Source organism: Ruminococcus champanellensis 18P13 = JCM 17042, from assembly GCF_000210095.1.
Lineage (GTDB): Bacteria > Bacillota > Clostridia > Oscillospirales > Ruminococcaceae > Ruminococcus_F > Ruminococcus_F champanellensis.
This window is the reverse complement of the sequence record NC_021039.1, coordinates 1,154,586-1,168,245: the sequence shown is the minus strand read 5'-3', so window position 1 is coordinate 1,168,245 and position 13,660 is coordinate 1,154,586. Positions and strand designations below refer to the sequence as shown.

Genomic DNA, 13,660 nt, shown 5'->3' with positions numbered 1-13,660 from the left:
GAGAGAATGTGAAAAGCGGTACTGCAACTTGCAGCACTGCTCCTCCAGGTCTCCGGATACAGTGACAGAAATGACAGGTTCGTGACAGTTTATTTTGAAAGCTGTCACTGGGTAAAAGCCAGAAAACTGGGGTTTGCATGGACAAATGACAGAAATGACAACTTTTTCGTTCTACAGGCAGAAAAAACATAGTAAACTGGATATACATATTTTCTACAGAAAGAAACCGAAAAAAACTGTCATACTTGTCACTGGATACGGAAAAGCCCGGAAAACTGGGGATTATCCAATGACAGTTTGTGTGACAGAAATGACAGTTTTGCGGCAGGTGTGACAGTTCCCCCCATTCGTTCAAATTGCAGCCGGACGAGGGGAACGGGGCAGGAGTCCAAAAAACCGCCAGAGCGACCTGCTCCGGCGGGTTTTTTCTGTCCAGATTCACTTTGTGGAATCGATTCAACATTGCCCGGCATGTTTCCACGCACCAGGATTCTCTAGGAAAGCACCCCCACAGACAAACGCATCAATGTACGCTTCAAAAGTGCAAGATCCGCTGCATTGATAACACCGTCCTGGTTCCAGTCCGCCATTTGCCGGTTGATCAGGGTTAGATCCCGACTGACCAGATACCGCTGCATGCGCAGTATGTCTGCAACAGTCAACGCTCCGTCGCTGTTGACATCCCCTGGAAGGGTGGTTAGCTCTGTAAATGGATAAGTATGCTCCTCCGCATAGCGCTGGGCTTCTGTATCCCGATTGCCATATATGGTACAGTTCTGGTCGAATACCGGATCCTCCGGATCTGTCAACGGATTCGTTGCCGGAATGGTAATTAAGGCTGTGGTGCGCACTCCGAAGGCTTTGGGCAATGCACCAATAACAGCCACCGATTCGGGAATGGTAATGGACGAAAGCATTGGAAATGCGCCTACACCAATGATTTTCAGTGATTCCGGCATGGACAGATGCCCTACCTTACCACAGTTCCGAAAGGCACCGGAATCTATGCGCACAATGCCATTTTCCAGGCGCACCTTTTTTAAAGCGGTACAGCCACAAAACGCATCCGATCCGATGGATGCTGCAAGCAGACGCAGATCACCCAGCTTGGCACAATCCCGGAAAGCATATTGGCTTATCTGGAGATCCCGGCATTGCAGGGCCAGCGTTTCCAGTCCGCATGCTTCAAACGCCATGGCACCAATGTACTGCAACGCCGACGGAAAATTGACCTCCCGCAGGTAGGGACAGCGATAGAAAGCTTTTGCATCGATGAACCTGATGGTATCAGGCAGCTGAATCTTTGTGACTGGAGCAAACATAAATGCGCTTTGTTCCACAGTCGTAACCGGATAGCCGTTAATTTGCTCCGGAATTGTTACCACATCCCGAATGGGATCTGCTGCTGTATTTGGCGTGCGCATACTGTACTTGCTCTTGACAAATGCAGCCGTCCGATCGGGACAAAGCATGTACAAGTCACCGTCTGATTCCATGAATCCAGAGGAAACAAGGGTTTCCACGCCGTCAACCAGCGTGTAGTGATAGGAGGGACGGGGCGTTTTCCGCTGGATCTCATAGGTAAGCGTAAAGGTTCCATCCTTATTTCCCTTAATTTCTGCATCCGCCGCATCGTACTGCTTTGCATCATCAAGATCCGTCAGAACCGCCTCAAAGGTAACAGCTCGGTCAGAGCCGGTATTTTCTCCGGCGGCAAGAATCCGCTTGGTTCCTGCATCGTCCAGCCAGTATTCATTGTAGTTTTCCTGGTAATCCAGATGCTTGATATCCGGCACACAATGCAGGAACCAGGATTGTCCCACTTTATATTCTGAAAAGCGATCCCAGATGCCGTAGCAATCCTCCAGCTGCTCCAATGTGAGCCTTGGACCGATTGCCGGATCCTGTGACAGCATGCGCCTTGCCCGTTCACAGCGAACAGTGTCCTTTGCCGATTGCTCCGTTTCAAAGATAAACCGGCACAGGGCTTGTTCGGATTCAGACATAGCTGCATAGTCCGTGATGCACAGATCATAACGCAGGAACTTTTCCCACAAGCTTTCGTCTATAGGCATTTGATCTATCGGGCGTGCTGTTGCGGTATTAGGAATAGATGTCCCATGGACCAACAGCGGTGCAGCGTACATGGTGAGTACTACTGCGGAAAGTGCTGCAAGAATACGTTTCTTCATACCGAATTCCTCCATGTCAAGATTGTATAAATGAACGGTCTTCGTAATAGCATCCAATTCATTCAGAGTGGTATTGTCATGTCCGGTTCAGGGTGCGTCCGAACATGACTGGCATATCCATATCAAACGTCAGTGGGATTGTGTAATTCGGGGCGCAGTGTCTTCATCGGGCACCATTCTACATCCAGCCCAGGAACTAATCCGCAGCGGCTATGGACATACCCAGATCGTATTCCGGTGGTCTGCCATCCACTAGATAGTCATCCAGATACTCTGAACGGTCATATTCGTAACCAAGCCCGTTCATGATCAACATGCACGCAGTTTCTGCTTCATATTCCTTTTGTGCAAGGGAAAGATTTGCAATATCATGTTCCGGAATTGACAGCTTAAGCCAATTGATCTTTTTCAATTCCTCATCTTGCGGCAAGTGACCGCAAAGTAGGTGCCCGATCTCGTGGAAGATTGCAGCTGCTTTTTCCTCCAGTGACTTCTTGGCATTCACAACCATCGAATAATGTGTTTGTATATGTCCCCAGTTCTTTTTTATTATAGAAATGTTACAAACTCCACCCTCGATTAAACACTCGTAATTGCGTCATTATCAAAGAACCTAGAAGTAACTAAGCGCAGAATAATGTATGTAATTCATATATTATTCCTATACTATTCATACACATATATTCCTACACATTAAAAATAAAATACTCCTCGTTGTAAGAGTTCCTTAACTGGTACTCTTGCTTCGAGGTTTTTTCTTTTACAAGCTATTTTATTTTTTCTATCTCTTCTTTTAGCCACTCAAATTCCCTTTGAGTATAAACTTTTTCGGTGATATCAGAAATGCTATGGCCAACCATATATTTGATCGCATATTCGTCAACACCGTACTTCTTAGCCATGGTAACGAAGTGTTTGCGCCCATCGTGTGGTCTGTGTTCCGGGTTCAATTTAAGTTCATCTCGTAGCATTCTGAAGCCTTGTTTATATCGTGCATAAGTTAATGCAGTGTTCTTACTTCGGATGTTCTGATTCGTATAATTGAACAAATATAGACTTCCGAGTTTCTGTGCTTCTTTATATTTTCGTTCAACCAAGTGGTAAATCTTCGAATGAATAGGCACGACGCGGTCTGTACCGGCGTCGGTCTTTATACCACCACTAAAAGTTCCGTTCTCAAGGTCCACATTTTCCAATTTAAGCAAGCCCAGTTCCTGTGGGCGCCATCCGGAATAACACTGAATAAGAAGCACATCTACAAATAACTTATCATTGACATGCTCCCAAAGCAAGTTTATTTCATTGTCCGAAAAAGGAATATGCTCTTTCTTAACGGTCACGATTTCCTTTATAGTTTCCTCGCTAAGGTTAAACGATCTTGAGTAGTTTCGTTCTACCAACTATGGCTATTTTCAAAATACTTGCCTTTTCTTCTATGATGATGTATAATATATATATAATTATAGTACATACGAGTTGGATAATCATGACTGATATGCAACCGAAGAAAATGATCATACTTGATATTTTGGATATCCTGCGAAAGCATACCGATGAAGACCACAGACTTTCGCAGCAGCAGATACAGAATTTGATGGAATCTGAATACGGAATGAAAGTTGACCGCAAAACAGTCAGACGCAACCTTTCCAAGCTGATTGAATTTGGATTTCCTATTAAATATCGTGGCTGCGACTTTGAAAATGATGTTATTGTCCGAAACAGCAAAAACGGAGAAGAAGCGATACTGACAGACTGGTATTATGTTCATGAGTTTATGAATGGTGAGCTACGTTTGCTGATTGACAGCGTTCTGCTGACGGACGGACTGTCAAAAAAAGATCGTCTCAGCATGATTCGCCGCCTGGAAGGACTGTCAAGCAAGTATTTTCGTTCTGAAATATCTAAGATCGATATGGATATTTACGGAAAAGTTCTGAACAAGGAAATCCTGATGACTCTTGAAAATATCGGCAGCGCCATAGCGGACGGCAAGCAGATATCATTCCATTACTGCGACTGTGGACTTGACGGGAAACTGAAATTCAGGCTCGACAGCAGTGGCAAAAAGAAGCAGTATACCGTCAATCCCTATCAGGTTATCTCTCAAAACGGTCATTCTTATCTGATAGGTAACCTACCGAAGTATGATGACCTGACGCATTTTCGCATCGACCGCATCAAGGACTGTCAGGTGATTGATGTACCTGCTAAGTGATGTAGTATAATAAAACTTGACACTCAAACCTCAAAGGAATAAAATAGGAAAAGAAAAAAGGGAGGAAAAAGGGATGTCAGAAAATAAACAATATGAAAATGAGTACAAGGTGCAGGTAGTAAAGCTTGCAAAAAAGATAGGTGCGGTAAAAGCAGCGAATGAACTTCAAATTCCTGTAAATACGCTGTACGGCTGAATCAGAAAAGCAAAGAGCGGAAGTCTTGATATTGGCTGCGGAGAACGCAGCCCGGAAGAATCTCTGAATATCGCAGAAGAAAACCAGCAGCTGAAAAAGCGGATCAAAGCATTGGAAAAGGAAAACAAGCGCATAAGCGAAATGAATGCGTTTTTGGAGGATGCAGCGGCTTTTTTCGCTGCCAGCCGTCAGAAATCAGGAAAGAACAAAGATTGATGTATATTGCGATTCGGACAGATGACGGCAGAAACATCGGAAAAATCAGTTTTTACTGCAGCACGCTGCAAGTCAGCAGACAGGCGTTTTACGATTATCTTGAGCGTAAGGGAAAGCCCTGGAAGTATCAGCCACTTGCTGACGCTATGCTGAAAATTCATGATGAGGACGAAGAAAATGCTGATTATGGCAGAGTACGTATGTATCAGGCCCTTAAGTACAGAAAAGAAGTCGGCAAACTTGATGGTATCAAAATCCCGTGTGAAGCAACCGTTCGCAGCGTGATGGAGCAGATAAACCTGATTCATAAACCCAAACGAAAGCCCAACGGAATCACCAAAGCAGACCGTGAAGCCCGTAAATCAGACGATCTTCTGAAACGTGATTTCACAGCAGATGCACCTTTGAAAAAATGCGTTACAGACATTACTGAAATCAAGGCAAAAGACGGAAAGCTGTATGTTTCGGCGATTTTTGATTGCTATGACCTGATGCCGAATGGTCTTGCCATGGCAGATCATATGCGAGCTGAACTGTGCTGTGAAACACTGAAAAATGCGAGCTTGCGGTATCCTGATATTTGCGGAGCAATTATACATTCCGACCGGGGCAGCCAGTATACAAGTTCTGCGTACAGAACTGCTATTCAAAAATACGGCATTGTTCAGAGCATGAACAGTGCTGGAGGAAGATGCCATGATAACGCAAGATGCGAGAGTATATGGGCAAGAATGAAGGAGGAATTGTTTTATAACAGAGGAAGAAGATCCGAAAATTATACGATTGAAGCATTAAAAACGATGGTCTGGCGATATTTCATGAGCTACTGGAGCAACCGCAGAATCTGCTCGGCGATCGGTGGCATCCCACCAGCTGTAAAACGGCACAGGTTCTATTCTGCTTTGACTATCGCTGCTTAACTTCAAAATCCTTGCGGTTAATGTGTCAAGTGTTATTGACAATTTCATTTTGATATTGAAGATAAATTCAGTATTACTGACAAACTCAAAGAGGCATATGAAAAGGAAAACTTTTTTGATATGTATATTATTGCTATGATTTTCCTCAAATAAGAAATCACATTGCTCACGGTAGTATGATCTCAATTTCTGAAGTAGATGCGTATGAGTTATTATCTGATATCTACTATATTATAACTCAATTAATATTGCCATTACATAGTAGAAGGATGATTGTGGAGTTTCTGAAAGAGAGCCTGCGCTTTTCCTGCGATTACAGACTCATCACCGGCATTATTACACTGGATAACCTGAAAGATGCAAATATTACTGATTTCGAACTGGAAGGCATCAACTCCTATGTGGAGCAGTATTATGTGGAGCAATATGAAGAAATGATGATAGGTGTAACAGTTCGGGAATTGTCTGATGGTCGTTGTCGCTGTTCGATGCGCACAAGCGGCAATATTTCTGCAAATGATATTTGCGCAGAACATGGCGGAGGTGGTCATTTCCACGCTGCGGTCTGTGAGCTGGACGTACCGCCAGAGGAAGCAAGGGCAATCATGGAAGAAACTTGCAGGAAGCATCTGACAGAAAGCGGCGATAAAGATGGCAAGACCGAAAATGATACTGTTTGACTACGGCGGAACGATCATGTATGAGCCCAGTTTTGAACCAGCTACATGATGGTGCTCGTTCATGTCATTTTGACTGGGTAAAACTGTTCCGTCAGGAGTGCGTGGACAACAATGTGACTTCTGTTTTCTGCGGAACAGGCAGACGTTTCGTCAAGGACGGAAAACTATATAAGCTGGAAGGAAAAATCCAGACACAGCAAGCGCGTAAATCAGGAATGAGTTTTCAGGGAAAACCGATACACTTTGACCTATATGACGATATGGGTTACCCGATCCCCGGTGATGACAGGCACAAACCGACATACCGTGAGTGCTGCAACACCTGCGGCATGTAAATGAGCTGTAACGGATGCTTTCGGTGCAGAAGTGGAAATATAGATAATCTGCATGATCATTTGACATTAGATGGAAGTCTGCCCCTTTCATATAGGTTCCTCGCGTCCTTATTATATCACAGGAACTGACCGCTTTCTATATTTTTATTATTTACCGCACTGAATATTTGCATATACGTTGTTTTCTCATTTTGCTCAGGGCTATCGAGAAAAAATGAAGGGATTATTATGAAATCACTGAAAAAACGAATGATGACGTTACTGACGTCTATGATTTTCATTGTTGGCATGATTACTGCACAGCCATTTCGGTATGCAAATCTGACTGCTTTCGCTTTACAGAGATCCGGTGATTGGATGTGGGACAGTGCAAGTGATGGTTCAGCTGTGGTTTGCGATTATTTAGGATTAGATGAAAGCGTTACAATTCCTACGCTTGTTTTTACAGGCAACAGTGCAGAAGGTAAACCAGTGACAGTGATCGGTGCTATCGGAGATTCATTTCAGCCCAACAACTCGGTTAAGACAGTAAGAATCCGGAGCAATCTTACAGGCATGATCTGTAGTCCATTCTGTATGTGGAAGGGACTAAATCAATTTACAGTCGATGATGACAGTAAGTTTTACTGTGATATAGACGGTGTGCTGTTTAACAAAGACAGGACAAAGCTAGTATGTTATCCGGCAGGCAGAAAGGGAGACTATATCATTCCTGACGGAGTGACTTCTATAAGCTACAGAGCTTTCGACGGCTGTTCTGGTCTGACTTCAATAACAATACCAGATAGCGTAACAAAGATTGAAAAAAATGCTTTTATGCACTGCTCATCATTGCAGTCAGTGTCACTTCCAGACAGTGTAATCGAAATTGAAGAAAATGCATTTAGAGGTTGTTCTGCTCTATCCACAATCAACATAGGGAGAGGTATCAAAACGCTTCAAGGTATTTTTCAGGATTGTACCTCATTGACTTCAGTGACAATTCCCGAAAATGTTGTGGCTATAGGTAGTGCTTTTGAGGGATGCAGTAATCTGATTTCAGTAAAACTTCCGAAGAATGTAACTTCACTCTCCGGTACCTTCAGCGGATGCACGAAACTGCTTTCCATAGAATTACCCGAGAGCATGACAAAAATCGGAATTAAAACATTTTACAACTGCAAAAACCTGAGTTCAGTTAGTATCCCAGCTCATGTCACTGATATACAGGATTCAGCCTTTGAAGGCTGTTCTGGTCTGACTTCAGTGACCATGCATGATGAATTGAAAATGATTGGGAGCTATGCCTTTCGTCAATGTACCAGCTTGACAGATGTCATAATTCCGAAAAATGTAAACGGTATTGGTGGTGAAGCATTTTCGCTCTGCACCAATTTAAAATCAATCACGATTCTTAGCCCAAGTTGCATCATTGCCGATGGCTACGCAACGATCAGTAATGAATATTCACACAGTCTTGTAAGGTATATTTATAACGGTGTGATCTATGGCTATGCTAATACGGGTACTCAGAAATATGCACAACAATACAGATGCAAATTTGTATCTCTGGGAAGTGATTATGAATATGAATACAGACTTAACTCCGACAAACTGAATGTAACACTTACAAGATATATTGGCTCAGATACAAAGATCGTCGTGCCAGCTTCTGTCTTAGGGCGTTCTGTTACAGCTATTGGAAGCGGAACCTTCAAAGGAAAGAAATTGATCATCTCTGTTACGATATCAGAAGGCATCACAGAAATTGAAAACTCAGCTTTCACTAGATGTAGCAAGTTATTTTATGTATCAATCCCAGGTAGCGTAAAAAGTATCGGAAACTGTGCTTTTGAAAGTTGTTCAGGACTGAATAACGTTGTTTTAACGGAGGGCCTCAAAACAATTGGTAACTTTGCTTTTTCAGGTTGTTCAGATTTGCAGGCAATAATGATACCGGAAAGCGTGACAAGCATTGGTGAAGGCGCTTTTTCCGGTTGCACAAACCTTACTATCATGGGATATACAGGTTCCGCCGCTGAGCTCTTCGCTAACGAAAACAGCATCCCGTTCAAGTCACTTGGAGAAGCTTCGACACCCCTCCTTGGTGATGTCAATATGGATGGAACATTCAATATTGCAGATGTGATCTTGCTTCAAAAATGGCTACTTGCCGTACCGGATACGCATCTAGCCAATTGGAAGGCGGCCGATTTCTATGATGATCATGTGCTGAATGTTTTTGACCTGTGCTTGATGAAACGAAAACTGATTTATGGATATGCTGACAGAGGTGATTGACAAATGAAATTAACAATGCTATTTAGTGCGATTTTGATAATATTCATGTGCCTGTCTGGGTGTCAAGTAAACAAAGTGAACAACAGCGAGTCTCAAAACACCGATATGACAGCTGAAACGATTGAAGAATCTAAGTCGGTGAAAATGAATTCAGTTGATTATAGCTCTGTTTATGATAGCTATCTGTTTGACACATTGATAGAAACATATGGTCTTTCGGCGGCTACCGCAGAAAATGCAACATCTGATAATTTGAACATACCACATAATGAGTTATTAGGAATTGTAAGTGCGTTGGTCTACGATTTTGAAAATGACGGAGCATCTGAACTGCTTGTTCTGACTCGTGAAAGTGCTGGAGATTACAGTTGTAAATGTTACTTAACTCTATATGCATACGAATCGGAAATGGTGGTCAGAGAAGACAGAATTCTGCTTGACGAATATGCGATTACTTACGGCGGCGAGCATGGAGATATATTTGAACTCAGTATTTACGGAGATACGATAGTTCAGTCACTTGAGACACGCAGATATGCGTCATACGGACCTGATGCGCTATGTAATGAATATACATTCATAGATGTGACTGACAACAAATTCTCTAAGCTTGTCTTAAAAGCTAACGCATTGCAAGTGGAAAACAAAAATTACGGTGAAATGCTCTATCATTGTGAGGAACTTTGTAGAAACAGTATGTATGGTGGCTGCGCCTATTATGCAGATAAAAATGAGATAAAAAGTGCCAACGCTTGTATCAATGACATGCTGTCTCAAAGGAACTTCGATTGGTTTGGTGGCATACAAATTGACGATAATCAGGTATTTATGCTTTCCTTCACAAAAGAACCTGATGTGAAAATCTGTGATTACGATAGGTATGAAGGATTTAAAACAACAGATTATACAGGTTTTCGCCAAAAAGCTCTTGATGCAGGTTATCTGCCAGAGATTCCTGCAGCAACAGAGATTACAGAGCCTTCTTCTGAAAAAGGAACGACTACAGAGTATTTTTATGATACATATTCCGCTGAGATGATCGTATGCAAGAAAAAAGGAGAAATCAGGGGAAACGGTGTTGAAGGATGCATCGCTGTATTTGATGAGCGGCGTGGAGACTATTCGTATACAGGAACAACATTGGAAAACAAGATGCAAGTTGTAGCTGTCCGTTGCTACATTTTGAAAGGTCATACATGGTATGACTTATATGATATTGATTACAACACTTACTACGGCTGGGTAGACGAGCAATACATTACATTTTATGATGAATCCACACAGACTGCACCATCTGTAACAACAACAGTGACAACAACAATTACAACAACGGCAACCACAACAACAGCAGAGCCGATTGGTACAAGCTGGCAGGCGGCGTATCGCATTGTGATTGACAATTATAAAAATTCGGAAGAATTTGAACCGGATTATATGTGGGATCTGAGAGATATTGATGGTGATAATGTCCCAGAACTGTTTGTTTCAAAGGGGGGTGAACTTCGGGATTCCGTATCTCTGTATAGCTATGACGGACAAAAAGCAATCCCTGTTGAACGCGCAAATGGAAGAAACAGCAATCATTATGGCTCATTTGGAATTGTCGGTATTTTGTCAAATGCTATGATTAGAAGCGGATATCATGACCATGGCGTGGATTTCTATACGTTTTATCAATATGCTGATCACTCAGTTACAGAATTCGGAACATATTACAATAATGCTGATTTCGCAGAACAAGGCGGGCTTTTGCCGGATTATAAGGTGAACGGTGAATATGTAACGCCTGATTTTTATCATGCTGTTATTCCTGATTGCACAGGAATGGAGTATATAGGACGTAAATACAGCTTTGACGATGTTTTGCCATTGGAATAATATAATTGATGAAAAATGACAGAAAGGAGATATTATGATTATAAGAAAGTTTTTTTCCATAGTGATTACAGTATGTTTGAGCTTGGCAAGCATACCGCTAATACCTCATAGCATGATTGCTGAAGCGGCAACCACCACCTCTGGTACTTGTGGCGACAACCTGACATGGAATTTTTCAGATGGTGTTCTGACGATTTCTGGTGTTGGCACTATGATGGAGGGAGAATTGTACTCCGACTACCCGTGGGCAGATATTCGCCTTAGCATCACAGAGGTTGTGATTGAAGAAGGCGTCAAAAGCATTGGAAAGGATGCATTTAGGATTGCAATGGCCCTAACTTCCGTTCATCTTCCGTCGAGCGTGGAACGCATCAGTGAGAGTGCATTTGCTGATTGTGATAGGCTTATGTCCATTGCTGTTGCTACAAGCAATCCTTATTTCGCAAGCAGCAACGGAATATTATATAATAATGATAAGACTACTTTGCTGATATATCCAGGAGGCAAGAGTGAAAAATGCTACATCATTCCTGATGGTGTAACGTCAATTGGAAATTACGCATTCTATAGCTGCGACAAACTCAAAACCGTCACGATTCCTTCCAGCGTGAAGAAAATCGACGCTTATGCGTTCCGGCTCTGCGAAAGTCTGATTCAGGTCAATACTACAGACGGGCTTATTAGCATTGGCGACTATGCCTTTGCCGGATGTCGTGCTCTCAGGGCATTCAATACTCCTGGAACGGTGACGAGTATCGGGGCATATGCGTTCAGTTCATGTACCCGATTGAAAACTGTCAATCTTCCGGATAGTCTGACAAATATCGGTAAGTTTGCATTTTACAGCTGCGATGAACTTGAAAACATTCATATTCCTGAAAGTATCATAACTCTCAACGATGGCGTGTTCGGACGATGCGAAAGTCTAAGCTCCATCATCATTCCAAAAAATATCACAAACATCGGCTATTACGCTTTTGGCTATTGTCAGAAGCTTTCCTCGGTTGTGATATTCGGTGATGTGGAGAGTATCGGGGATATGGCATTTGCCGGCTGTACTAGTCTTGCCACCATTGCCATAAATGGCCCCGAAAGCGAGATTTTTGATGCTGAAAGCACAATTAACAGCAATGTTGTGATTTACGGTCACAGCGGTTCAACCGCACAGAGCTATGCGAAAAAATATGATAGACTTTTTCATGAGCTATTAAGCGGTACCTGCGGTGATAATGTGGAATGGATACTCACTCCAAACGGCACACTGACAATTGCGGGAAATGGAGCAATGAAAAATTCTCAAGCATTTTATAACTACAATGCGCCGTGGCGTGATGAATTCCTTACGAATGTCATCATTGATGATGGCGTTACAGGAATAGGCGCGTTTTCCTTTAAGGATTGCTTCGATCTGAAACAGGTTGCCATCCCTGACAGCTTGACGAGTATTGGAGGATATGCATTCTGCAACTGTGAGGCTCTCATGTCATTAAATATTCCAGCAAGTGTAGTACATATCGGTGAACTCGCCTTTGAGGATTGTAGAAGAATGGGATCTGTCGGAATAGAAAACCCCGACTGTGAGATTTTTGGTGCGAAAGATACACTGTACCCTGGTTCAGTAGTTTATGGCTACAAGAGTTCTACAGCAGAAAGCTATGCCAAAGAATATGGCAGAAAATTTGTGGAGTGCAATATCGGATCCTGTGGCGAATCGCTTACTTGGAAGTATCTGGATGGAGCGCTTACAATCTCTGGTACTGGTGAAATGACAGATTATTCCTTTATATCTTCTCCTCCGTGGAAAAAGTATCAGGACAAAATCACAAAAGTAATCATCGAAGAAGGTGTGGAAAATGTCGGCGATTGGGCATTCAGATATTTTAATAACATCAACTCTGTCATCATTCCTGATAGCATAACAAGTATTGGAACATGGGCGTTTGGAGACTGCTATCAGCTTACCTCTGTGATCCTTCCAGAAAACGTAACTAAAGTGGATATTGTTGCCTTTGAAAATTGTTGTAATCTGCAATCTGTTTCAATCTATAATCCAGATTGTGAGATTTATGGTCATCGGAATACCATTCCATCTGACATAATCTATGGTTATCAAGGCTCTACAGCGGAAAGCTATTCAAAGAATTATAGCATTTCGTTTATCCCACTTGATACTTTCCTTGTAAAAGGTGATGTCAATGCTGACGGAATATTTGATATTGCTGACGTAGTATTACTTCAAAAATGGTTGCTTGCAGTTCCTAACACGCATCTTGCCGACTGGAAGGCAGCTGACTTCTGTGAAGATGAGAAACTGGATGTATTCGATCTCTGTTTGATGAAGCGTAAGTTGATAAACGGATAAAATAACAGGCACTGTGGATGAGCAAGTGTAAGAAGTATCACATTAGCGCCCACAGCCCCTAAAATTTTATTTTTATAGCAATTGGTACATGTGATAATGATAGGGCAATTATTCTTTACGATATAATAATCACAGGAGATGAAATTAAGTGTTTATATCATTTGAAAATACACATAGATGTGACTATAAATGCATCGTCTGTGGTGAGACAACAGTTACTGAACTCTCAATCTTAAGGCAGCAAGGTGGTATCTTTATGGATTAGGAATTATAAATATCTAACTTTCCCTTGCTGTTAAATGCACCCTCTCCAATTTTCAATCAGAAACGATAGCTTTTACTCCAAACAAAAATGCACCCCCTGACCATTCAGAGGGTGCATT

Annotated in this window: 10 protein-coding genes and 2 pseudogenes; 8 read left to right on the top strand and 4 right to left on the bottom strand. The window is 42.4% G+C overall.

Annotation, left to right across the window (positions count from 1 at the left end; all coding sequences use genetic code 11):
• Positions 1-494: 494 nt before the first annotated feature.
• From RUM_RS13260 to RUM_RS05125, 4 genes and pseudogenes are all read right to left on the bottom strand, one after another.
• A pseudogene (locus RUM_RS13260) lies at positions 495-1,070 on the bottom strand (dockerin type I domain-containing protein); the annotation flags it as partial.
• Between the two features lie 216 nt (positions 1,071-1,286).
• A pseudogene (locus tag RUM_RS13255) lies at positions 1,287-1,424 on the bottom strand (hypothetical protein); the annotation flags it as partial.
• A gap of 964 nt (positions 1,425-2,388) precedes the next feature.
• Complete coding sequence (locus RUM_RS05130) at positions 2,389-2,703, bottom strand: ImmA/IrrE family metallo-endopeptidase (protein ID WP_015558130.1); 315 nt, start codon at positions 2,701-2,703, stop codon at positions 2,389-2,391.
• A gap of 256 nt (positions 2,704-2,959) precedes the next feature.
• Positions 2,960-3,532, bottom strand: coding sequence for a tyrosine-type recombinase/integrase (locus RUM_RS05125; protein ID WP_242821752.1), 573 nt, complete (start codon positions 3,530-3,532; stop codon positions 2,960-2,962).
• 146 nt (positions 3,533-3,678) lie between these two features.
• Between RUM_RS05125 and RUM_RS05120 the strand changes: the two genes are divergently transcribed.
• From RUM_RS05120 to RUM_RS05085, 8 genes are all read left to right on the top strand, one after another.
• On the top strand, positions 3,679-4,410 hold the full coding sequence (locus RUM_RS05120) for a helix-turn-helix transcriptional regulator (RefSeq protein ID WP_157864600.1): 732 nt from the start codon (positions 3,679-3,681) through the stop codon (positions 4,408-4,410).
• A 73-nt stretch (positions 4,411-4,483) separates the two neighbouring features.
• Positions 4,484-4,606: a hypothetical protein gene (locus tag RUM_RS13165; RefSeq protein WP_015558128.1), complete on the top strand. Its 123-nt coding sequence runs from the start codon at positions 4,484-4,486 to the stop codon at positions 4,604-4,606.
• Positions 4,607-4,821: 215 nt separating this feature from the next.
• Positions 4,822-5,742: an IS3 family transposase gene (locus RUM_RS05110; protein WP_015558127.1), complete on the top strand. Its 921-nt coding sequence runs from the start codon at positions 4,822-4,824 to the stop codon at positions 5,740-5,742.
• A gap of 275 nt (positions 5,743-6,017) precedes the next feature.
• Positions 6,018-6,422, top strand: a complete 405-nt coding sequence (locus tag RUM_RS05105; RefSeq protein ID WP_054685884.1) for a DHH family phosphoesterase — start codon at positions 6,018-6,020, stop codon at positions 6,420-6,422.
• A gap of 20 nt (positions 6,423-6,442) precedes the next feature.
• Positions 6,443-6,757, top strand: a complete 315-nt coding sequence (locus RUM_RS05100) for a hypothetical protein (protein WP_015558126.1) — start codon at positions 6,443-6,445, stop codon at positions 6,755-6,757.
• Between the two features lie 228 nt (positions 6,758-6,985).
• On the top strand, positions 6,986-9,037 hold the full coding sequence (locus RUM_RS05095) for a leucine-rich repeat protein (RefSeq protein ID WP_015558125.1): 2,052 nt from the start codon (positions 6,986-6,988) through the stop codon (positions 9,035-9,037).
• Positions 9,038-9,040: 3 nt separating this feature from the next.
• Positions 9,041-10,915, top strand: coding sequence for a hypothetical protein (locus RUM_RS05090; protein ID WP_015558124.1), 1,875 nt, complete (start codon positions 9,041-9,043; stop codon positions 10,913-10,915).
• Positions 10,916-10,949: 34 nt separating this feature from the next.
• Positions 10,950-13,277, top strand: coding sequence for a leucine-rich repeat protein (locus RUM_RS05085; RefSeq protein WP_015558123.1), 2,328 nt, complete (start codon positions 10,950-10,952; stop codon positions 13,275-13,277).
• Positions 13,278-13,660: the final 383 nt, after the last annotated feature.